General features: G+C 67.8%; 16 protein-coding genes and 1 pseudogene. 12 read left to right on the top strand and 5 right to left on the bottom strand.

Translation table 11 applies throughout. The features are described from left to right. The first annotated feature begins 50 nt into the window (after positions 1–50). Positions 51–1061 carry a LacI family DNA-binding transcriptional regulator gene (locus tag ABD188_RS02125; protein ID WP_425561318.1) on the top strand — a complete coding sequence of 337 codons (1011 nt, stop codon included), beginning with the start codon at positions 51–53 and terminating at the stop codon, positions 1059–1061. Positions 1062–1204: 143 nt separating this feature from the next. On the opposite strand, the gene galE is transcribed toward ABD188_RS02125, so the two are convergent. The 3 genes and pseudogenes from galE to ABD188_RS20180 all read right to left on the bottom strand — a co-directional run. Beyond that, positions 1205–2182, bottom strand: a complete 978-nt coding sequence (galE, locus tag ABD188_RS02120; protein WP_344058068.1) for a UDP-glucose 4-epimerase GalE — start codon at positions 2180–2182, stop codon at positions 1205–1207. Positions 2183–2302: 120 nt separating this feature from the next. Further along, positions 2303–2629 carry a hypothetical protein gene (locus ABD188_RS02115; protein WP_344058066.1) on the bottom strand — a complete coding sequence of 109 codons (327 nt, stop codon included), beginning with the start codon at positions 2627–2629 and terminating at the stop codon, positions 2303–2305. Between the two features lie 115 nt (positions 2630–2744). Further along, positions 2745–3761: pseudogene (locus tag ABD188_RS20180) on the bottom strand (DUF222 domain-containing protein); the annotation flags it as partial. Between the two features lie 274 nt (positions 3762–4035). Here ABD188_RS20180 and ABD188_RS02100 point away from each other — a divergent pair. The 9 genes from ABD188_RS02100 (at position 4036) to ABD188_RS02060 (ending at position 15220) form a co-directional block, all read left to right on the top strand. Then, positions 4036–5052, top strand: a complete 1017-nt coding sequence (locus tag ABD188_RS02100; RefSeq protein ID WP_344058060.1) for a LacI family DNA-binding transcriptional regulator — start codon at positions 4036–4038, stop codon at positions 5050–5052. Between the two features lie 165 nt (positions 5053–5217). Continuing rightward, positions 5218–6555 carry an ABC transporter substrate-binding protein gene (locus ABD188_RS02095; protein ID WP_344058058.1) on the top strand — a complete coding sequence of 446 codons (1338 nt, stop codon included), beginning with the start codon at positions 5218–5220 and terminating at the stop codon, positions 6553–6555. A 71-nt stretch (positions 6556–6626) separates the two neighbouring features. Continuing rightward, the gene (locus tag ABD188_RS02090; protein WP_344058056.1) at positions 6627–7565 is read left to right on the top strand and encodes a carbohydrate ABC transporter permease; all 939 of its coding nucleotides are present in this window, start codon (positions 6627–6629) and stop codon (positions 7563–7565) included. Then, positions 7565–8497, top strand: coding sequence for a carbohydrate ABC transporter permease (locus tag ABD188_RS02085; RefSeq protein WP_344058054.1), 933 nt, complete (start codon positions 7565–7567; stop codon positions 8495–8497). The genes ABD188_RS02090 and ABD188_RS02085 overlap by 1 nt, the downstream gene beginning before the upstream one ends. 61 nt (positions 8498–8558) lie before the next feature. Continuing rightward, the gene (arfA, locus tag ABD188_RS02080) at positions 8559–10070 is read left to right on the top strand and encodes an arabinosylfuranosidase ArfA (protein WP_344058053.1); all 1512 of its coding nucleotides are present in this window, start codon (positions 8559–8561) and stop codon (positions 10068–10070) included. A 128-nt stretch (positions 10071–10198) separates the two neighbouring features. Continuing rightward, the gene (locus tag ABD188_RS02075; RefSeq protein ID WP_344058052.1) at positions 10199–11149 is read left to right on the top strand and encodes an arabinan endo-1,5-alpha-L-arabinosidase; all 951 of its coding nucleotides are present in this window, start codon (positions 10199–10201) and stop codon (positions 11147–11149) included. A gap of 328 nt (positions 11150–11477) precedes the next feature. Beyond that, positions 11478–12479, top strand: coding sequence for an ABC transporter permease (locus tag ABD188_RS02070; protein WP_344058050.1), 1002 nt, complete (start codon positions 11478–11480; stop codon positions 12477–12479). Between the two features lie 10 nt (positions 12480–12489). Then, on the top strand, positions 12490–13437 hold the full coding sequence (locus tag ABD188_RS02065; RefSeq protein WP_344058048.1) for a carbohydrate ABC transporter permease: 948 nt from the start codon (positions 12490–12492) through the stop codon (positions 13435–13437). 31 nt (positions 13438–13468) lie between these two features. Next, entirely contained in the window at positions 13469–15220 is a 1752-nt protein-coding gene (locus tag ABD188_RS02060; RefSeq protein WP_344058046.1) for a type 2 periplasmic-binding domain-containing protein, read from the top strand. Positions 15221–15318: 98 nt separating this feature from the next. On the opposite strand, the gene ABD188_RS02055 is transcribed toward ABD188_RS02060, so the two are convergent. Together ABD188_RS02055 and ABD188_RS02050 are read right to left on the bottom strand one after the other, a co-directional pair. After that, positions 15319–15924: a DUF624 domain-containing protein gene (locus ABD188_RS02055; RefSeq protein WP_344058044.1), complete on the bottom strand. Its 606-nt coding sequence runs from the start codon at positions 15922–15924 to the stop codon at positions 15319–15321. Positions 15925–15934: 10 nt separating this feature from the next. Then, on the bottom strand, positions 15935–16930 hold the full coding sequence (locus ABD188_RS02050) for a LacI family DNA-binding transcriptional regulator (protein ID WP_344058042.1): 996 nt from the start codon (positions 16928–16930) through the stop codon (positions 15935–15937). 119 nt (positions 16931–17049) lie between these two features. On the opposite strand from ABD188_RS02050, the gene yicI reads away from it, so the two are divergent. Continuing rightward, the gene (gene yicI, locus ABD188_RS02045; RefSeq protein ID WP_344058040.1) at positions 17050–19344 is read left to right on the top strand and encodes an alpha-xylosidase; all 2295 of its coding nucleotides are present in this window, start codon (positions 17050–17052) and stop codon (positions 19342–19344) included. Next, a complete protein-coding gene (locus ABD188_RS02040) occupies positions 19341–21887 on the top strand; it encodes a glycoside hydrolase family 3 C-terminal domain-containing protein (protein ID WP_344058038.1) in 2547 nt (848 codons plus the stop codon). The genes yicI and ABD188_RS02040 overlap by 4 nt, the downstream gene beginning before the upstream one ends. Positions 21888–21915 lie beyond the last annotated feature (28 nt).

Genomic DNA, 21915 nt, shown 5'->3' with positions numbered 1-21915 from the left:
TCGACAGGCTCGATCCCGCCTGACCGATCGACGCGGCGAGAGGGACTGGCATGAGCGAGCAGAGACGTCCGTCGATGGCCGACGTCGCCCGTCGGGCCGGCGTCTCGGGCCAGACGGTGTCTCGCGTCGTCAACGCGAGCCCGCGAGTCGATCCGTTGACCAGGGCGCGCGTGGAAGCTGCCATGTCGGAGCTGGGGTACCGTCCGCACCGAGCCGCGCGAGCCCTTCGCACGGGTCGCACGCAGACGATCGGACTCGTGGTCTCGACGCTCGCGAACGTCGGCAACTCCCGCATGCTGCAGGCGGTGGCGGATGCCGCGGCATCCCGCGGTTACGCACTCACCGTCGTGACGCTCGGCGCTGCGGACGGCATCGGCCCGGCCTTCGAGCAGCTGCGTGAGCAGGGCGTCGACGGGGTCGTGGTGCTCAACGAGGCGTCGGTGCTCGCACGGGATGCACCGGCACCGCGCGATCTCGCACTCGTCGTGGTGGATGCGCCCATCGACGATCCCGGCTCGGCCTACAGCATCGTGCAGTCGGACCATGCCGGGGGAGCGCACGCGGCAACGGCTGGGCTGCTCGCACTCGGGCACCGCACGGTTCACCTCCTTGCGGGACCCGCCTCCTCATTCGCAGCCGGTGAGCGCGAGCGGGGCTGGCGTCTTGCGCTCACCGAGGACCGGGCTGAAGAGCCCGAGATCGTGCGGGGGGATTGGACGGCGGCATCCGGTCACGCGGCGGCGGAAGCGCTCGCCGCGGATCCTGCCGTCACGGCCGTGTTCGCCGCGAACGACCAGATGGCGCTCGGTGCGATCCGCGCGTTCGCCGAGGCCGGCCGGCGCGTGCCCGAAGACGTCAGCGTGGTGGGGTTCGACGACATCGCGGATGCCGCCGACTACCGCCCGCCGCTCACCACCGTCCGGCAGGACTTCGACGTCCTGGGTGAGCGCGCCGTCGCAGCCCTGGTCGGGGGGATCGAGGATGGCAGCCGTCGGGTGGAGACGGTCCCGACGACCCTCGTCACGCGCTCCAGCGCGGCCGCATTGCCCGCTCAGCACTGACGCTCACCGCTCTCGTCCAGAGCACATGATCTCGACGAGGTGACACGTCGTCGGTGTCCACGCGATGTGCGCTCGCCGCGAGCATGTGATCTCGCGAGAGCTGGGGCCAGAAACGAGCGGATGCCGTCAGCCGACGACCCGCGTCAGCCGGCGGCCTGGCGGGCTTGCCACCCGGTGCGCACCATCTCATCCACCGAGTAGCGGTTCTCCCAGTCGAGGTCGCGGGCGGCGAGGTCGCCGGTCGCCACGATTCGGTCGGGGTCGCCTGGGCGGCGCGCCGCGATCTCGGGCGTGAAGTCGATGCCGGTCACCCGGGCCATCGCGTCCATGATCTCGCGCACCGACAGTCCGTTGCGCGAGCCGAGGTTGTACGCGGGCTCGACGGGCTCGCCGGCTTCGAGCCGCTGCGCCGCGACGACGTGCGCTGCCGCGATGTCGCCCACGTGCACGTAGTCGCGGACGTTCGTGCCGTCGGGGGTGTTGTAGTCGTCGCCGTAGATGCGCGGGGTGCGACCCTCGATCAGCGCCTCGAACACCAGCGGGAACAGGTTGTGCGGGCTCGTGTCGTAGACCTCGACATCCGTCGAGCCGACCACGTTGAAGTACCGCAGCGAGGTGTGACGCAGCGGATGCGGCCCATCGGACGTCGCGGTCGCCTGATCGCGCAGCAGCCACTCGCCGATGAGCTTCGACTCGCCGTACGGGGATGCCGGGCGCTTGGGCAGGTCCTCGGTGACGAGCTCGACATCCGGCGTGCCGTACACGGCCGCGCTCGACGAGAACACGATGCTCGCGACATCCGCCGCCGCCATGGCCTCGAGCACGACGCGCGTGCCCTCGACGTTCTGGGCGTAGGTGTGCAGCGGCCGCTGAACCGAGACCCCGGCGTACTTGTAGCCGGCGACGTGGATGACACCGGTCACCGCGTGCTCGCGGAGCGTGCCTTCGACCAGCGCACGGTCGAGGATGGTTCCTTCGACGAATGGGACGCCGTCGGGGACGAACCCCCGGTGTCCGCTCGAGAGGTCGTCGAGCACGATCGGTGAGAGGCCGGCCGCGGAGAGTGCGCGGACGACGTGGGCGCCGATATAGCCGGCGCCGCCGGTCACAAGCCAGGACATGTCACTCCTCAGAGACGTGAACGGGGGTCACCCCCATTCTGCCGGTACCCGCCTGCGGCTCTGCACCAGCCCGTCTCGCCGCGCTGCAGCAGCATGCGGTTCAACGGGACGAGGTCTTCGTCAGAACGGTGGCGGGCTGCCGTACTCCCGAGACGTCCACACGGGATCGTCCGGCGGCGCCGTGCGCCAGACATGCAGCAGGTGACGCACGGGCGGGTCGACAAGGTCTGTAACGAAGCGAAGGGTCGGCTCGGGCCGGTCGATGTAGACCCGGCCGGTGGGACTGGTCCACTCGAGAACGCCGCCGGCGAGTTGGAGCACCTGCCACTCGCTGGCGTGCTTGAGGACGTGATGTCCGACACACAGGTGGGCGAGGTTGGGTTCGCAGGTCGCCCCGCCGAGGGCGGCGTCCACCGTGTGGTCGATATGGCACCGCCAGACGGGCATGCGGCATCCGGGAAATCTGCAGTGCTCGTCGCGTGCTCCCAGGAACCGCTTCAGCTGCTTGGTCGGCCGGTATCGGTCGACCGCGAGCACGGCGCCCGAGAGGCGAGGTCATCACGCGCTCGAGCCCCTTCGCGCCACCTGCGAGCTGGCGTGCCGTCTCGGTGTCAATCGGTCCGTGACCCGCGAGCACGGCGGGCTCGCTACCCTTCCCGGCCAGCGTGAGCACCGGGACCGTCACCTGAACGATCGCGCGAATCGCCGCCAGCCCATCGCCGGCTACGCACGCCTCCGGTGTACCCGTCAGAAGCAGGTCGCACAAGATGTCGGCACGCAGTTCATCCATCGAGCGGATGTCGGGCTCGAGCTCACACTCCGGCTCACCCGCATCGAGCGACACGCCCTTCGGCTCGCCTAGACTCGCCGCAGGATCCGCGGTGCCGATCGTGCGCCGGGCGTCGATCACAGCGTGCGCCTGTTGCGTCAGGCGGTCGAGGATGCCGTGGGCCAGTGTCGTCGGAACGGTCGAGATGAGATCTGCCATCCCGTCGGCGAGGTCGACCACACGAACGCTGCGAAGAGCCCGCGCCGCGCCGTGCCGTTCGTCGATCGAACGCGGCTGCGCGCGCGCCGCGAGCACCTGCACGATGGGGCGGAGCCGTGCTGGTGTGGTCTCGGCGGCTCGCTCGATCGCGGCGGTGAGGTACACCGTTCGCGCGTCGGCGTCAGCGATCGCGTAGCCGGCCTCATGGATCGCACTGACATGGGCCCGCGAGATCCGCCCTTCCGCGAGAGCGGTGACCAGCGGCGAGAAGCGATCGCACAGGTCCGCAGCATCTGCCAACTGACGCTGGACCGTGCGCTCGGTCATCCGCGCCGCGGACGCGAGCTCCGCGACCATCGTGCGCCCCGGAATGTCGGCGTGCCGCGACTCGTCGCCCTTGGTCCGCTCACGCTGCTCGGCTAGGAGGGCGGCCAGGGCGGCCAGCGCGGTGATCTCCCGTGCGTCGAGAGCACCCTTTCCCGTCCGCGCACCGACGAAGGCTGCCACCAGAGACGAAGTCGCCTTCAGTTCGGCGTCGCGCAGGACATCGCCCTGTGGGGGCTCGTGCGCGGATTCAGCGGGGGATGTCATGGGCTCGCTCGACCGGTGAACGTAATGGAGAACGAGATTCGTCTCATACGCGTCGCCGCGCCATTTTCACCCAGTCAACAAACGAGCTCCCGTAAAGGGTCCCGCCTAGAATCTCTATACGAACAGTAGCATGCATCACATACTGATACAAGCCCCACATTAGAACACATATTTGAATGACCGTGATCGTTCGCGTGCGCCTTTCGCATCGCACACCCCGCCCGACGCTATGGTTTGTGCAACGTTGTAGAGTCACGACCCGGGGAGGAGCGCCATGTCGGTCACGCTGCACGACGTCGCGCGAGCCGCGGGGGTCTCGATCAAGACGGTGTCGAACGTCATCAACGACTATCCCCACATCCGTCCCGACACCCGGGCGCGGGTCATGGAGGCGATCGCCGAGCTCGGGTATCAGCCGAATCTGTCCGCGCGAAGCCTGCGCTCGGGGCGCACCGGTGCGATCGCCCTCGCTCTTCCCGAGCTGAGTCTCAGCTACTTCGCCGAGCTGGCCGACTCGGTCATCGAGGCCGCCGAGCGGGTTGGTCAGGTCGTCATCATCGAGCAGACCGGAGGCGACCGTGACCGTGAGCTCCAGCTGCTCACGAGTCCCCGCCGCAAGATGACCGACGGGCTGATCTTCAGCCCGCTCGGCATGGGCATGGATGATGCGCCCCACCTCGACGTGCCGTATCCGCTCGTGCTGCTCGGCGAGCGCATCTTCGACGGGCCGACCGATCACGTGACGATGCGCAACGTGGATGCCGCGCGCGCGGCCACCGAGTACCTGATCGAGCGCGGCCGCCGTCGGATCGCCGTCATCGGGGCGCACGAGGGCGAAGTCGTCGGCTCCGCCGGCCTGCGTCTGCGCGGGCATCTCGAGGCGCTCGAGGCGGCCGGCATCCCGTACGACGAGCGGATCGTCGCGTTCACGACGCTGTGGCACCGTGCGAACGGCGCGACCGCGATGCGCGACCTGCTGGCACGGGATGTCGAGTTCGACGCGGTGTTCGGCCTCAACGACACCCTCGCTCTGGGCGCGATGCGCGTGCTGCAGGAGGCGGGGTACCGCATCCCGCACGATGTGCAGGTGATCGGCTGGGACGACCTCGACGAGGCGATGTATTCGCTCCCGAGCCTCACCACCGTGAACCCCGGCCGGAGCGAGATCGCCACGGTCGCGGTGCGGTCGCTCATGGAGCGGATCGCCGCGAATGGCGACGAGCCCCAGCCCCCGCGCCTGCATCTCGCGCAGTTCCGGATCGTCGAGCGCGAGTCGACGTCGCTTTCGTAACGACCCTTGACAGGGCTGGACCCTGTCGGGCATGATGCCGTTTACAACGTTTACCTACAACGTTGTAAATCGCTCCGAATGCCAGAGGCTTGCGGCATCGCGGAGCGTTGCACAGATCGCACGCAGACAACGGTGTCCCACACCGCGAGAGAAACGAGCCCCCCAATGAAGAGAAAGCTCCTCGCAGCGACAGGCGTCGCGGCCATGGCCGCAGCGATCCTGACCGGCTGCTCGTCAGGCGGTTCGGCAGAGCCCGAAGCCGGCTGCACCAACGAGATCAAGGTCGCAGACGCGCCCCAGGTGAGCGTCTGGGCCTGGTATCCCGCCTTCGAGCCGGTCGTCGACCTGTTCAACGAGACCCACGACGATGTCCAGGTGTGCTGGACGAACGCCGGACAGGGCAACGACGAGTACACGAAGTTCTCCACGGCGATCGAGGCGGGGTCCGGCGCGCCGGACGTGATCATGCTCGAGTCCGAGGTGCTCTCGAGCTTCGCGATCCGCAAGGCGCTCGTCGACCTCACCGAGTACGGTGCCGACGACGTCAAGACCAACTACTCCGAAGGCGCCTGGAAGGACGTCTCGAGCGGCGACGCGGTCTACGCGATCCCGGTCGACGGCGGCCCGATGGGCATGCTCTACCGCGAGGACATCTTCGACGAGTACGGCATCACGGTGCCGACCACATGGGACGAGTTCGCCGACGCCGCGCAGCAGCTGAAGGATGCCGGTGCCCCCGGAGTCCTCGTCGACTTCCCGACGAACGGCCGCGCGTACAACCAGGCGCTGTTCGCCCAGGCCGGTTCGGTGCCGTTCGAGTACGACAACGCGAACCCCACCGAGATCGGCATCGACGTGAACGACGATGGCGCGAAGGGTGTGCTGGCGTACTGGGAGGACCTGGTCGACAAGGAGCTCGTCGCGACCGACGACGCCTTCACCGCCGACTACAACACGAAGCTCGTCGACGGTTCGTACGCCGTGTATGTCGCGGCGGCGTGGGGCCCCGGCTACCTCGGTGGTCTGTCGGATGCCGACCCGGACGCGAAGTGGAAGGCGGCACCGGTCCCGCAGTGGGACCCCGACAACCCGGTGGCGATCAACTGGGGCGGCTCGACGTTCGCCGTGACGAGCCAGGCCAAGGACCCCGAGCTCTCGGCCACGGTGGCGAAGGAGATCTTCGGCACCGAGGAGGCCTGGAAGATCGGAATCGAGCAGGCGGCGCTGTTCCCGCTGTGGAAGCCGATCCTCGAGTCGGACTACTTCCGTGACCTCGAGTACCCGTTCTTCGACGGTCAGCAGATCAACAAGGACGTGTTCCTCCCCGCCGCATCCGCCTATACCGGCTTCACCTTCAGCCCGTTCCAGAACTACGCATACGACCAGCTCACCGAGCAGCTGTACGCGATGGTGCAGGGCGAGAAGGACTCCTCGACCGCTCTCGACGACCTCCAGACGTCACTCGAGAAGTACGCCACCGAGCAGGGCTTCACCCTGAAGTAATCCCGATGGATGCCGGTGGCCGCGCCGACGGCCGGCCGCCGGCATCCGCCCCTCGAAGAAGAGAGCGCATCATGACCGCAACCGCCACGATCACCGCTCCCGCGGGTCGTGCACCGCGCGAGCGTCGATCGAAACTCGACGCGCGCCACCAGCGCTGGGGATGGCTCTACGTGAGCCCGTTCCTCGTCGTCTTCTCGCTGTTCCTGATCTTCCCGCTGTTCTACGCGTTCGGCATGAGCCTGTTCACGACGGGTCTCGCGACCGGAACCCAGTTCTCGGGCATCGGAAACTACATCAAGGCATTCACCGATCCGCTGTTCCTCGAGGGTCTGCTGCGTGTCGCCGCGTTCGCGGTCGTCATGATCCCAGCGCAGCTGATCGTGGCGCTCGTCGCCGCACTCATCCTCGACTCGCTCGTCTCGTGGCTCTCGAAGGCTTCGCGCCTGCTGATCTTCGCGCCGTACGCGATCCCGGTCGTGATCGGCGCCCTGATGTGGAGCTTCCTCTACAGCCCGCGGTTCGGGCCGGCCGGCACGCTCTTCGAGCTCTTCGGACTTCCGGCACCGGACTTCCTCGCATCCGGCACGGTCTTCTACAGCCTCGTCAACATCGTGACGTGGCAGTGGTCGGGCTACTACATGATCGTGATCTACGCCGCGCTCCGATCGATCGATCCGGCGATCTACGAAGCCGCCCGCATCGACGGTGCGAACGGGCTCCAGACGGCGCTGCGGATCAAGATCCCGATGATCTCGTCCTCCATGGTCATGGTTATCACCTTCGCGCTCATCGGAACCCTCCAGTTCTTCACCGAGCCGGTGGTCCTGCGCAACATCGCGCAGGGCGCCATCGACGCGGCGTACACGCCGAACATGTACGCGTACTCGCTGGCGTTCTCGTACAGCCAGTTCAACTACGCCTCGACGATCGCCTTCTCGCTCGGCATCCTCGTGTTCGCGGGGTCGTTCGTCTTCCTCTTCCTGACTCGCAAGCAGAGCGGACTCAAGTGATGGCCACCTTCGTCGTACCCGAGGATCCCCGCACCACCGCCGGGATCGCCCCGCACGAGGACCGGAGCGCTCGCGGAAAGGGCAAGCGCAGCGGCCGGCGCCGAATCGGCTCGCACGTGCTGCTCGTCATCCTCGCGATCTACTTCGTCATCCCGATCTGGTGGCTGTTCGTCGCCGCGACGAAGACCACGCCCGGACTGTTCTCGAGCCCTGCCTTCTGGTTCGCCGACAACTTCGCGTTCTTCGAGAACGTCGCGGGTCTGTTCGCCCAGCAGGGCGGCATCTACTGGCGCTGGCTCGGCAACTCGTTCATCTACGCGTTCGCCGGCGGCATCGGCGCCACGATCCTCGCCATCCTGGCCGGCTACGGCTTCGCCAAGTACCGCTTCCGCGGCCGTTCGGCGCTCTTCACGATCATCCTCGGCTCGGTCATGGTGCCGCTGACGGCTCTCGTCATCCCGACGTTCATCCTGCTCAGCCAGTACGGCATCATCAACACGCCGTGGGCCGTCATCCTGCCGTCGCTGTTGAGTCCGTTCGGCGTCTACCTGATGCGGGTCTACACGCAGGATGCCGTGCCCGACGAGATGCTCGAAGCCGCCCGGATCGACGGCGCGGGCGAGATCCGCACGTTCTTCCAGGTCGCACTGCCGCTGCTGCGGCCCGCCATCGTCACGGTGCTGCTGCTCTCGGTCGTCGGCACCTGGAACAACTTCTTCCTGCCTCTCGCCGTGCTGACGAACGAGCAGCTGCTGCCGGTGACGGTGGGGCTCAACCGCTGGACGGCGCTCTCCAACGCCGGAGCCGGCGGCGAGCAGGTGTGGAACCTGATCACGACGGGCTCGTTCATCTCGGTCCTGCCGCTCCTCCTGTCGTTCCTCTTCCTGCAGCGCTACTGGCAGGGCGGACTCGCCCTCGGAAGCCTCAAGTAGCAGCTCCTCCCTCGCTCCTCGACCCCACGACCTGTATCCGCACCGGACACGAAGGACCACCATGCCTGCTGCCCTCACCATCGACCCTCGCTTCGCCGTCGGGCCGATCAACCGCCGCCTGTTCGGCTCGTTCGTCGAGCACCTGGGTCGCTGTGTCTACGACGGCATCTACGAGCCCGGACACTCCACCGCCGACGCCGAGGGCTTCCGCCAGGACGTCATCGACCTGGTGAACGAGCTCGGCGTCTCGGCCATCCGCTACCCGGGCGGCAACTTCGTCTCGGGCTTCCGCTGGGAGGACAGCGTGGGTCCTCGCGACCAGCGACCGCGCCGGCTCGATCTCGCATGGCACTCGACCGAGACGAACGAGGTCGGGCTGCACGAGTTCTCGGGCTGGCTCGAGAAGGTCGGCAGTGAGCTCATGCTCGCCGTCAACCTCGGCACGCGCGGCACGCTCGAGGCGCTCGACCTTCTCGAGTACTCGAACATCGGGGGCGGCACGGCGTTGTCGGATCAGCGTGTGGCCAACGGCCACGCCGAACCCTTCGACGTGCGGATGTGGTGCCTCGGCAACGAGATGGACGGCCCGTGGCAGCTGGGCCACCGCTCGGCCGACGACTACGGCAAGATCGCGTCGCAGACCGCCAAGGCGCTGCGCCAGGTCGACCCGGAGCTCGAACTCGTTGTGTGCGGCTCGTCCAGTGCGCACATGCCGACCTTCGGCGAGTGGGAGCGCGTCGTACTGACCCACACGTACGACGACGTGGACTACATCTCGTGCCACGCCTACTACGAGGAGAAGAACGGCGACCTCGGCAGCTTCCTCGCGTCGGCGGTCGACATGGACCACTTCATCGAGACCGTGGTCGCGACGGCCGACCACGTCGGAGCCGTCAAGGGAAGCACCAAGAAGATCGACATCTCGTTCGACGAGTGGAACGTCTGGTACATCGACCGCTACCACGGCGTCGACAAGATCGAAGGCGTCGACAACTGGCCGGTGGCGCCGCGCCTTCTCGAAGACGCGTACTCGGTGGCGGATGCCGTCGTCTTCGGCAATCTGCTGATCTCGCTGCTCAAGCACGCCGACCGGGTGACGAGCGCGTCGCTCGCGCAGCTCGTGAACGTGATCGCTCCGATCATGACCGAGCCCGGCGGCATCGCGTGGAAGCAGACGACGTTCTTCCCCTTCGCGACCACTTCGCGTCTCGCGGTGGGCTCATCGCTCGAGGTGCGCCTCGAGTCGCCAGTGTACAAGACCGAGGTCTACGGCGAGGTGCCCGTGCTGGATGCCGTCGCCACCCACGACGCCGAGACCGGCGCTGTCGCGCTGTTCCTCGTGAACCGCGACCAGACCGATGCGCACGAGGTGAGTGTCGACATCTCGGCGCTCGCCGGCCTCACGGTGAAGGAGTCGGTGTCGCTGTGGGATGACGACCGCTCGGCGACGAACACGCTCGACGACCCCGAGCGCGTCGGGCTCACGCCGAACGAGACCGCGTCGATCGACGGTGGCCGGCTGACGGTGACCCTGCCCCCGGTCTCGTGGACGGCGATCTCGCTCGGCGCCTGATGTCCTCCACCCCGCACCCCCATCGGTTACGGACGCGACACGCCGCGCGCTCGCCGGGCGAAGCGGCGTGTCGCGTCCGTAACCGGTGGGGTGCGCGGTCGGTCGGGCGCAGCATGGCGGGGCTCGCGATGGCGGGCGCGCTGGCCCTGCTCACGGCGTGCGCGGGCGGGGGAGCCCGTGAGCTCAGCGGCGACCTCGCGGTCCATGACCCCGCGTACGCCGTGTCGGGCGACGAGCAGTACGTGTATTCGACGGGAAATGCGAGCACGGGCGACGGCAACATCCAGATCCGGTCCTCCACTGACGGAACCACCTGGCGCTACCGAGGCGAGGTGTGGGACGACAAACCTGCGTGGCTCGGCGAGTCGGTGCCCGGCGTCTCGAACCTCTGGGCGCCGGAGCTGATCGAGCACGAGGGCACGTGGTACCTCTACTACTCGGCATCCACCTTCGGCTCGAACGCGTCGGTCATCGCGCTCGCCACGAACACGACCCTCGACCCGGATGACGCAGAGTACGAGTGGGTCGATCAGGGCCAGGTCGTCGCCTCCACGAAGGGCGACGACTACAACGCGATCGATCCTGGCGTGGTCGTGGACGAATCAGGCGAGCCGTGGATGGCGTTCGGCTCGTTCTGGAGCGGCATCCGCATGGTTCCGCTGGAGTGGCCGCAGGGAACGCGCGCGGATGCCGCTGAGCCGCTGCGACTCGCCGACCGCGGCGTGCCGCCGAATGCCGTCGAGGCGCCGTACATCGTGGAACACGACGGCGACTACTTCCTGTTCGTCTCGTTCGACTCGTGCTGCCAGGCGCTCGACAGCACGTACCACGTGATGGTCGGCCGCGCCGATGACGTCACCGGTCCCTACGTCGATCGCGACGGCGTCCCGCTGCTGAACGGCGGCGGCACTCCCGTGCTCGATACCGACGGCGACGTCCACGTCGGGCCGGGCGGGCAGTCGATCGCCGACGGCACGCTTGCGGTGCACTACTACGACCGGCGTCTGGACGGTGCCTTCCAGCTGGCGCTCTTTCCGTTGACCTGGGATGCCGAGGGCTGGCCCGATGCGCGCTGGTGAGCCGTGACGCACCTCGTCTCGGCGCACCTGATCGGTTACGGACGCGACACGCCGCGCGCGGGCCGGGCGGCGTGGCGCGTCCCGTCCGTAAACGGTGCGGGCTGGCCGATCGTTACCTGGGCGTTACCAACGACTATTTGACGAACTGGGGGAAGAGCGCTTACCCTCGCAATCGAAGCGGTTCGAAATCGAAGCGCTTCGACGGACAGACGAAAGGTCGACGATCCTCGAATCGTCGACACCCACGTACACGAAGGAGTGACATGGAGCGGCATCCGTCCCACCCGCGCGCATCCGTCGACGTCGCCGAGCCGCGGATCGCGTTCTCATGACGACGCAGGCGCAGTCGCAGGTCGTCCTGCAGGAAGCGGCGATGGGCAACCTGTCGCATCAGTCGAAGCGGCGCCGCGGGAGGCGATTCACGCCCGCAGGGGGACGCACCTCCTTCACGCTGTTCCTCTGCATCCTCCCGTTCCTCGTGCTCGCGTTCCTCTTCTCGTATCTGCCGCTCTACGGGTGGATCTACACGCTGTACGACTACAAGCCCGCGCTCGGTCTCGCGGGGAGCGAGTTCGTCGGACTGCAGTGGTTCCAGATGCTCGTCGGCTCGCCGGCGCAGATGGCGCAGATCGGGCAGGTGCTGGTCAACACGCTCGCGATCAGCTTCCTCGGAATCGCGACCTCCGTGCTGCCGCTGGCTTTCGCGATCTTCCTGAACGAGGTGCGCGCGCCGTGGTTCCGCAGCTCGGTCCAGACGCTGACCGCGCTGCCGAACTTCATCTCGTGGGTGCTCGTCTACATGATCGCGTTCTCGCTGTTCTCGAGCTCAGGGCTCGTCAACGACGTGTTGATGGATGCGGGGCTCGTGACGGCACCGCTCAAGTTCCTCGACACCGACCAGAACGTGTGGCTCACGATGACTCTCTGGAGCATCTGGAAGGGGCTCGGCTGGGGCGCGATCATCTACCTCGCCGCGATCGCCGGTGTCGACCAGTCGCTCTACGAATCAGCGCGGATCGACGGTGCCGGCCGCTTCCAGACGATGTGGTACATCACCGTCCCGCAGCTGATGCCCACCTACCTGGTGCTCCTGCTGCTGTCGATCGCGAACATCCTCAACAACGGGATGGAGCAGTACTACGTCTTCCAGAACGCCTTCAACAAGGAGTACATCCAGGTCCTCGACCTGTACGTCTACAACGTCGGCATGACCGGCAACAACCTGTCGCTCGCGACCGTGATCGGAATGCTCAAGAGCATCATCTCGGTCGCTCTGCTGCTCACCGTCAACGCGGTCTCGAAGCGCGTCCGCGGCGAATCGATCGTCTGAGAGGCACAGGATGACGACCACCCAGACCCTCCTCACGGCGACGCCGGTCCCCGCCCCGCCGCCGCGCCCCACGGTCGGCGACGTGCTGTTCCGCATCGCGAACTACGCGCTGTTCCTGCTGTTCGCGCTGATCTGCGCCTACCCGTTCTACTACCTGATCATCAACTCGGTGAGTGCCAACGACGTCTCGGCGCTGGGAGATGTCCGCCTCTGGCCGATCGGATTCCACCTCTCCAACTACGAGCAGGTGTTCCAGCTGCCGGGCTTGCCTATCGCCACCGCGGTGAGCATCGGGCGAACGGTCATCGGCACGGTGCTGACGGTTCTCGCATCGGCGTTCCTCGGGTTCATGTTCACCCAGACGCGCATGTGGGGAAGGAAGTTCTGGTACCGATTCCTCATCATCACGATGTACTTCAGCGCCGGCCTCATCCCGGTGTTCATCATCATGAAGACGCTCGGGCTGACCAACAACTTCTGGGTCTACGTGCTTCCGTTCATCGTCCAGCCGTTCAACATCATCCTCGCCAAGACCTATGTCGAGTCGATGCCGCGAGAGCTCCAGGAAGCCGCCGAGATGGATGGCGCGAACATCGTGCAGGTCTTCTTCCGCGTCTACCTGCCCAACATGACGCCGATCCTCGCGACCATCGCGATCTTCTCGGCGGTGACGCAGTGGAACAGCTTCCAGGACACGCTCATCTACATCACGGACCAGAGCCTGTACACGCTGCAGTACCTGCTCTACATGTTCATCAACCAGGCGTCGAGCCTCGCCCAGGCCGCGCAGGACGCCGGCGGCAACCTCGGCCAGATCGCCGGCGAGGCGACGACGCAGACGCCGACGTCGATCCGGATGACGGTCTCGGTGCTCGTCGTGCTGCCGATCATCTTCGTGTACCCCCTGTTCCAGCGCTTCTTCGTGAAGGGCATCATGCTGGGCGCCGTCAAGGGCTGATGGCGACCACAACCCACCAGAAAGGAATGCAATGAAGCTCACAAAGAAGGTGGCCCTGGCGGCAGCGGTGATCCTCGCCGCGAGCTCGCTGGCCTCGTGCACGGGCGGCGGCGGCGAGAAGACGACCGCGAGCGAGGAGTTCCCCTCGTCGTGGGACGAGGAGATCACCGTCGATGTCTTCGACGGACTGGCGAACTACATGGGAGTCCAGCAGGGCTGGTTCGCCGACATCGTCAAAAAGAAGTTCAACATGAAGCTGAACATCATCGCCCCCAACGTCGCCGGAGGCGGCGACACGCTGTACAACACCCGTGTCTCGGCAGGCGAGCTCGGCGACTTGATCGTGACCGACAAGGGCGAGAAGCTCGATGAGCTGATCGCCGGCGGGCTCGTCCTCGACGCAGCCGACTACTACCCGGCGATGGACAGCCTCGCGTCCTTCGACAAGGCGGTGGAGCGCCTGAACGAAGACAGCGGCGGCATCTACGGCTTCCCGACGTCGGTCTCGTCGCTCCAGCCCACCGAGCCGTCGGAGGGCTTGAACCCCACGTTCGGACCGTTCGTGCGCTGGGACCTCTACAAGGAGCTCGGCTACCCCGAGATCGGCACGCTGGAGGATCTCCTCCCCGTCCTCGCGGACATGCAGGAGCTCAACCCGACTGCCGACAACGGCCAGCCTGTGTACGCCTTCTCGCTGTTCAAGGACTGGGACGGCAACATGATGGTGACGGCCAAGCAGCCGGCGTGCTTCTACGGCTATGACGAGATCGGCTTCGTCCTCGCGAAGGCCGACGGCTCGGACTACCAGAGCATCCTCGACCCGGATGGCGAGTACATCCGCAACCTGCGCCTCTACTACGAGGCGAACCAGCTGGGTCTCGTCGACCCCGAGTCGACCACGCAGAACTACGACACGCTGTTCTCGAAGTTCCAGAACGGGCAGGTGCTGTTCTCGTGGTGGCCGTGGCTCGGGCAGTCCGCCTACAACACCGAGCAGAACATGGCAGACGGCAAGGGCTTCGAAATGGTCCCGCTCGCGGACCAGTCGATCTTCTCGTACGGCGCCGAGGCCTACGGCGGCAAGCAGGTGTTCGCGATCGGCTCCAAGGCCGAGGACCCGGAGCGGATGGCCGCGTTCATCGACTGGCTCTACTCTCCCGAGGGTGCGTACGCGAACAGCAGCCAGACCATGGGCTCGGCAGGCCCCGAAGGCCTGACGTGGGAGGTCAACGACGCGGGCGAGCCCGAGCTGACCGACCTCGGCAAGGAGGCGTTCCTCGAGGGCGGCGCGACCGTGCCCGAGGAGTGGGGCGGCGGCGCCTACGCCGACGGCGTCAGCGCGCTGAACACGACGTCCGTGCTGCCGATCGACGTCGATCCCGCGACCGGGTTCCCGTACAGCTACACGTTCTGGCCGACCTACCAGGCGACGGTCGCGAACACGCTGACCGAGGACTGGTCGGCGAACATGGGTGACGCCACCTCCACCATGGGATACCTGGAAGACAACGAACAGCTCCTCGTCGCCCCGGGTGCCAGCTACACGGCGCCGGCGGACGACTCCGAGACCGAGACGCTGCGCAACCAGGTGAAGGACATCATCAAGCAGTACTCGTGGCAGATGGTCTTCGCCGAGAGCGACTCGCAGTTCGAGTCCCTCCTCGACGAGCTCATCGAGACGGCGAACGGTCTGGGATTCGACAAGGTCCTCGACGTCGACATGGCCAACGCGAAGGAGCAGAACGACGCTCGTGTCGCGGTGACCGAGGAGTTCGCGGGCTGACCTGCCGACGAGTGAAGGGCACCGGATGCCCGCATCCGGTGCCCTTCACGGGTGGCGGATGCCGGCATCCGGTGCTGCTGCGTCTTCCGGCGACCGGCTCAGGACTGGTGGCGGGCGAAGACGCTCCGGAACAGGAAGGCGGTCGCGTACGCGCCGACCGAGAAGCCGATGGTCAGCAGCAGGATCACGAACGGGGGGAAGACGATCGTGAGGCATACGGCCGTGACGGGGAAGATCAGGATGCCGAGAGTGCGAACCGGCTCGGCGGGAGGCAGCAGCAGCGCGTTCTTGAGGGTCTGTCCGAACCCCACCCGGAAGTAGGCGACCTGCGCCATGCCGTAGAGGAAGGCGGCAAACAGATACGTGGCGCCGAGGAGCGCGAGGGCGCCGGCAGCGCCCGCCAGCGGACTGCTGTCGGCGAACCAGAACACGCCGCTGAACGCGAGCAGGACGACCGGTGGCAGCAGGCACAGCGACAGCAGCGTGGCGCGGACGAAGTTGCGGCGGAACGCGGGGAAGTAGTCCTTCAACGGGCGTCCCTTCTCCTCATCGGAGAAGCGGATCATGACCTCGTACAGCGCGCTCGTGGCCGCCCCGATCGTGATCACCGGGATACACAGGAGCAGGAAGATGATGTTGAGCGCGACGAAGGCCAGGAAGCCCGTCAGCCCCTGGGCGACGCGATTCTCGGGGTCGATTCGCATGGGCGGTGAATCACTTCCGAGTGGTCGACGCGTTGCCCGTCAGTGCGGGGGGCAGCAGCCGTACCGTCGGCTTGGCGGCCTTGGCGAGGATCTCGCAGATCATGTCGGTCGCGGCGGCGCCGATGGCCTCGGCGGGCACCGCGATGCTGTCGGCCAACCCCGGAACCGACCGGGCGACGTCGTCGGGGCACAGCGCGACGATCGAGAGCGGCTGGGCGCCAGTGCGGCCGAGTTCCACCAGGCGCGCGGCGACATGCGGCAGGGCGCCCTCGTTGTGGACGAAGAAGCCGGTGATCGCCGGGTCGCCGGCGACGACGGCCTCGACCGTGTCGATGGCGTCGGCGCTGCTCGGGCAGGGGTGCACCGTCCCGACCACACCGCTCGCCTCGCAGGCGGCGAGGAACCCGCGAGCCAGGCGGTCGGCGTACGACGTGTGCCGCGCCATCACCTCGGGCGGCGATCCGATGAGCGCGAGTCGGCGGTGTCCCAGCGCCACGAGGCGATCGACAGCCAGCCAGCCCGCCGCTTCGAAGTCGAAGTCGACGCACGGGATGGCGCGGCGGCCGGCAGGCAGGCCGATCAGCACGCTCGGATGCTCGAGTCCCGTGAGCGTGTCGATGCGGGGATCGTCGGATTCGACATCCATCACCAGCAGCGCATCCACCATCGAAGCCCTGGCGGCCCGCTCGAGCGCCTTGGCATCGTCGCTGGCGAGCAGCAGGATGTCGTAGCCGTGCTTGCGCGCCTGCGTCACGACTCCCGTCACGATCTGCATCACGACGTGCACATCCACGCCGGACCGCAGCGGCGCCTGCAGGCCGATCACGTTGGTCGAGCGCGAAGCGAGCGAGCGCGCACCCGCGTGAGGGCTGAAGCCGAGCTTGTCGATGGCGTGCTCGACGCGGACGCGCGTCTCCTGCGAGATCGCCCGCTTTCCGCTCATCACGTACGACACCGTCGAGATCGACACGCCCGCCGCCTGTGCGACATCCGCGATCGTCACCATGGGGTACTCCGCTCTGCTTCGTCGACGCAACCCTGCGTAGACATCCTCACACGCGTAGTATATCGTCTCGGTGTTGAAGCGCTTCGATACCGCGATGAAGAGGTCGGAAGGCACGCAGAGTGAAATTCACCGATGGCTACTGGCTCACCCGGCCCGGGCTGGCGCCGCTGTATGCGGTCGAGGTCGACGACATCCGTCGTGACGACGATGCCGGCACGATGACGGTTTTCGCGCCGACGGGGGTGGTCCGCGATCGGGGCGACACTCTCAACCGGGCGATGCTGACGGTCACCTTCTCGGCTCCCATGCCGGGCGTGATCAAGGTCCGCGTCGAGCGCCACTCCGGCGCTGTCGAGCACGGTCCGGACTTCGAGATCTTCGGCGCCGAAGGCTTCAGGCCCGCGATCCAGCTCGACGACGCATCCGGGACCATCGAGTCCGGACCCCTTCGCGCGCGTGTCGCACGCTCCGGACCATGGCGGGTGGACTTCGAGAGCCACGGTCGGTCGCTCACCACCTCGCTCCCGCGCTCGGTCGGTCATGTCACGCGTGCGGGCGCACTCGACGAGACCTGGGTCCACCAGCAGCTCACGATCGAGCCTGGCGAGCGCGTGTACGGGCTCGGTGAGCGCTTCGGAGCGTTCGTGAAGAACGGCCAGGTCGTCGACTCGTGGAACGCCGATGGCGGGACCTCGAGCGAGCAGGCGTACAAGAACGTTCCGTTCTACGTCACCAGCCGCGGTTACGGCGTCTTCGTCGACAACCCCGCGAACGTCTCCTTCGAAGTCGCGAGCGAGGTCAACTCGCGCGTCCAGTTCTCCGTCGAAGGCGAATCCCTCGAGTATTACGTGATCGCGGGCCCGGAGCCGAAAGATGTCCTGCGCCGCTACACGGCCCTCACCGGCCGCCCGGCCCGCGTGCCCGCCTGGTCGTTCGGACTCTGGCTCACGACGTCGTTCACGGCGAGCTACGACGAAGACACCGTCAACGCGTTCGTCAACGGCATGGCCGAGCGCGACATCCCGCTGAGCGTCTTCCACTACGACTGCTTCTGGATGCGCGAATTCCAGTGGTCGGACTTCGAATGGGATGCGCGCGCGTTCCACGATCCGGTCGGCCAGATCTCGCGGCTCCACCAGCGGGGGGTGAAGGTCTCGGTGTGGATCAACCCGTACATCGCCCAGCGATCCGGTCTGTTCCGGGAGGCGGCGGAGAACGGCTATCTCCTCAAGCGCACCGACGGCAGCGTGTGGCAGTGGGACATGTGGCAGGCCGGCATGGGGCTCGTCGACTTCACCAACCCCGCGGCACGAGACTGGTACATCGCGAAGCTGCAGGGATTGATGGACCAGGGCATCGACGCGTTCAAGACCGATTTCGGCGAGCGGATCCCGGTCGAGGGCGTCGTGTGGCACGACGGTTCCGACCCGAAGCGCATGCACAACTTCTACTCGAAGCTGTACAACGAGGTCGTCTTCCGTGCGCTCGAGCGGCACCGGGGCCAGGGTGAGGCCGTGGTGTTCGCGCGCTCCGCGACGGCCGGATCCCAGCAGTTCCCGGTGCACTGGGGCGGCGACAACGACTCGACGTTCCTCTCGATGGCGGAGTCTTTGCGCGGGGGTCTCTCGCTCGCGATGTCGGGCTTCGGCTACTGGAGTCACGACATCGGCGGCTTCGAGGGCACCCCCGATCCCGGGGTGTTCAAGCGCTGGCTCGCGTTCGGGCTGCTGTCGTCGCACTCTCGGCTGCACGGCTCGTCTTCGGTCCGCGTTCCGTGGGCGTTCGACGACGAGGCGGTCGACATCGCCCGCGAGTTCACCCGACTCAAGATGCGCCTCATGCCCTACCTGGCGCGAGTCGCCGAGGAGGCGCACGCGTGCGGCATCCCGATGATGCGCCCGCTCGTGCTCGAGTTCCCCGAAGATCGCTCCACCTTCGATGCCGACTGCCAGTATCTGCTCGGAGACGCGCTCCTGGTCGCACCGGTGTTCACCGCCGACGGCAGTGTCGAGTACTACCTCCCCGAGGGCAGATGGACCTCGCTGCTGGACGGCTCGGTGGCCGACGGACGCCGGTGGGTGACGGAGCGGCACGGCTACGACTCGGTGCCGCTGCGGGTGCGTCCCGGCACAGTGCTTCCGCTCGGGGCGGTGTCGGAGCGTCCCGACTACGACTGGGCCGCTGGGGTCGCGCTCCACTGCTTCGAGCTGCCCGAGGGGTTCGACGCCGTGACGACGGTGCCCGGACCGGCGGGGCAGCGCGCGACGACGTTCCGCGTTCGCCGCGAGGGCGGCGTGATCACCGCGCGATCGGATGACGCGCACGCGCCGTGGTCGCTCCACGTCGGCGATCAGGTGGCGCGCGCCGAGGGGGCGGGCGACATCCGCATCGAGGTCGAGGAGGCGACGCGGTGAATGAGTCGACGGTCCCGGCGTTCCGCCGGATCGATCAGCCGATCGCCGAGCGTGCGCGGGATCTGCTCGATCGGCTGACTCCGGACGAGCGCGTCGCGATGCTGCATCAGGCGGCGCCCGCCATCGAGCGGCTGGGGGTCGCCCCGTTCCACACCGGGTGCGAGGCGCTCCACGGTGCTGCGTGGCTCGGCAGGGCGACGGTCTTCCCGCAGCCGGTCGGGCTCGCCGCGACGTGGGACGCCGACCTCATCGAGCGGGTCGGCGAGGTCACCGCAGTCGAGGTGCGTGCGAAGCACGCCGAGAACCCGATGGTGAGCCTCAATGTGTGGGCTCCGGTCGTGAACACTCTCCGCCACCCGGCATGGGGACGCAACGAGGAGGGGTACTCGGAGGACCCGCACCTCACCGCGCACTTCGGCACGGCGTACTCGCGCGGTCTGCGTGGTCACCACCCGCGCGTGTGGCGGACGGTGCCCGCGCTCAAGCATTTCCTGGGCTACAACAACGAGACCGACCGCTCGGTGACCGACTCGAACCTGTCGCTGCGGACCCTGCACGAGGAGGAGCTCCCGGCGTTCCGCGGGGCGATCGAGGCGCAGGTCGCCGGGGGCATGATGCTCGCCTACAACCGCGTCAACGGGTTGCCCGCGCACACCCAGCCCGAACTCGTCGCCGAGGCCCGATCCTGGGCGGACGGCTCGATCGCCGTGGTGTCGGATGCCGGTGCCCCGACCTTCCTCGTCACGACGCAGCGCGCTCACGCCGACCACGTCGCTGCCACCGCGGCACTCGTGCGCTCGGGTCTCGACTCGTTCACCGACAACGACGCCGACTCCGCCCCGACGATCGGGTACCTTGACGAGGCGCTCGCCGCGGGTCTGCTGACGACCGACGACATCGACCGCGCAGTGATGCATCTGCTGGAGCTGCGGATCCGCACCGGCGAGTTCGACGGCAACGGCGACCCGTACCGACGGATCGGCTCCGACGCGATCGACCTGCCCGCGTCCCGCGTGCTCGCACGAGAGGCCGTGGCACGCTCGGTGGTCGTGCTGCGCAACGACTCCGGGGTGCTGCCCCTCGCTGAGCCCTCGAGCGTGGCGGTCGTCGGACCGCTCGCCGACCTCGTCCTCACCGACTGGTACGCGGGAACGCCGCCCTACTCGATCGGCATCGGCGCGGCGCTCGCCGAGCGCTACCCCGACGTCCAGGTCGTGACGGGCGCCGACACCATCACGCTGCGGGCATCCTCCAACGGCCTCGCCGTCGTCGTCGCCGAAGACGGCGGGACCGTCGAGGCCAGCGCGCCGGCGGAAGGCGGCGACAGCGAAGGCGCGGCAGGTGAGGCGACGCGGTTCGACGTCACCGATTGGGGTGACGGCATCCTGACCCTCCGTTCGCATGCGAGTGGGCGCCTGCTCACCGGCGGGGCGTGGCCGATGCGCGCCGACGCCGAGCGCGTCGGCGGCTGGGTGGTGCAGGAGAGCTTCCGCCGTCACGTGCACGACGACGGGACGTGGTCGCTGCTGCACCTCGGTTCGGGCCGCTGGGTGCGGGTGATGCGCGACTCGGGCCTGCTGGCCGCCGAAGCGGTGACCCTCGAGGGGGCCGAACGATTCCGCATCCGCGCGATCCGGACGGGCATCGACGCCGTCGCCGAGGCTGCCGCCCGCGCCGACGTCGTCATCGTCGCGGTCGGCAACGACCCGCACCTCTCAGGTCGCGAGACCGAGGATCGCCCGCACCTGCTGCTGCCGGACTCGGCGGCGAAGCTGTGGCGCGCGGCGCGCGACGCGAATCCCCGGTCGATCCTCGCGATCGTCTCGAGCTATCCGTACGTGCTCGGCGAAGGGGTGGCGGATGCCGAGACCGTCGTGTGGTCCAGCCACGGCGGTCAGGAACTCGGGCACGGCATCGTCGACGTGCTTTCGGGCGACCGCGAGCCCGTCGGCCGCCTCGCGCAGAGCTGGCCGGCCACTCAGGAGCAGGCGGGCGACCTCTTCGACTACGACACGCTCCGCCAGGGTGCGACGTACCGCCACCAGCCCGAGCCGCCGCGGTTCGCGTTCGGTCACGGCTGCACGTACGGGAGTGTCGTGTACGAGTCGGTCACGCTCGAGGCCGAGGCCCATGCCGCACCGGCGACCCACCGGCACGCCGGATTCGTGCCCGGCGCGCACGATCAGACGGTGCGGGCGGTCGTGCGGGTGCGCAACGTCGGCGATCGCGATGTCGAAGAGCTGGTCCAGCTCTACGTGGTGCCGCGAGAGGCCCTGCCCATCCCGACGCCGCGGCGCCTGCTGGTCGGCTATCGCCGCGTGCGCCTCGCGCCCGGCGCGAGCCGCGACGTGGAGGTGGAGTTCCCGGTGGCGCGTCTCGCGGTGTGGGACGACGCGGTGCGCCTCCCCGGAGCCCCGGACGACTGGGTCCACGCCGGCGCATTGCGTGTGCAGCCCGGCGGTTACACCCTGGCATCCGGCCCGAATGCGTGGGAGCTTCCGGTGGCGACCGAGCTGCTCGTCGCGACGCCGGCGTCCGGCTGATCGGTTACGGACGCGACACGCCGCGCGC

Source organism: Microbacterium pumilum (assembly GCF_039530225.1).
In the GTDB taxonomy this organism is placed as follows: Bacteria; Actinomycetota; Actinomycetes; order Actinomycetales; family Microbacteriaceae; genus Microbacterium; species Microbacterium pumilum.
The sequence above is the reverse complement of the archived record's forward strand: the minus strand, read 5'-3'. Positions and strand labels throughout refer to the sequence as shown.

Coding starts and splice junctions, on each gene's coding strand:
- ABD188_RS02095 (WP_344058058.1), top strand. CDS start 5,218: ATGAAGAGAAAGCTCCTCGCAGCGACAGGCGTCGCGGCCATGGCCGCA.
- ABD188_RS02115 (WP_344058066.1), bottom strand. CDS start 2,629: ATGCCCGTCTGGCGGTGCCATATCGACCACACGGTGGACGCCGCCCTC.
- ABD188_RS02100 (WP_344058060.1), top strand. CDS start 4,036: ATGTCGGTCACGCTGCACGACGTCGCGCGAGCCGCGGGGGTCTCGATC.
- ABD188_RS02090 (WP_344058056.1), top strand. CDS start 6,627: ATGACCGCAACCGCCACGATCACCGCTCCCGCGGGTCGTGCACCGCGC.
- galE (WP_344058068.1), bottom strand. CDS start 2,182: ATGTCCTGGCTTGTGACCGGCGGCGCCGGCTATATCGGCGCCCACGTC.
- ABD188_RS02085 (WP_344058054.1), top strand. CDS start 7,565: ATGGCCACCTTCGTCGTACCCGAGGATCCCCGCACCACCGCCGGGATC.
- ABD188_RS02070 (WP_344058050.1), top strand. CDS start 11,478: ATGACGACGCAGGCGCAGTCGCAGGTCGTCCTGCAGGAAGCGGCGATG.
- ABD188_RS02075 (WP_344058052.1), top strand. CDS start 10,199: ATGGCGGGCGCGCTGGCCCTGCTCACGGCGTGCGCGGGCGGGGGAGCC.
- ABD188_RS02050 (WP_344058042.1), bottom strand. CDS start 16,930: ATGGTGACGATCGCGGATGTCGCACAGGCGGCGGGCGTGTCGATCTCG.
- ABD188_RS02125 (WP_425561318.1), top strand. CDS start 51: ATGAGCGAGCAGAGACGTCCGTCGATGGCCGACGTCGCCCGTCGGGCC.
- ABD188_RS02055 (WP_344058044.1), bottom strand. CDS start 15,924: ATGCGAATCGACCCCGAGAATCGCGTCGCCCAGGGGCTGACGGGCTTC.
- ABD188_RS02060 (WP_344058046.1), top strand. CDS start 13,469: ATGAAGCTCACAAAGAAGGTGGCCCTGGCGGCAGCGGTGATCCTCGCC.
- ABD188_RS02065 (WP_344058048.1), top strand. CDS start 12,490: ATGACGACCACCCAGACCCTCCTCACGGCGACGCCGGTCCCCGCCCCG.
- arfA (WP_344058053.1), top strand. CDS start 8,559: ATGCCTGCTGCCCTCACCATCGACCCTCGCTTCGCCGTCGGGCCGATC.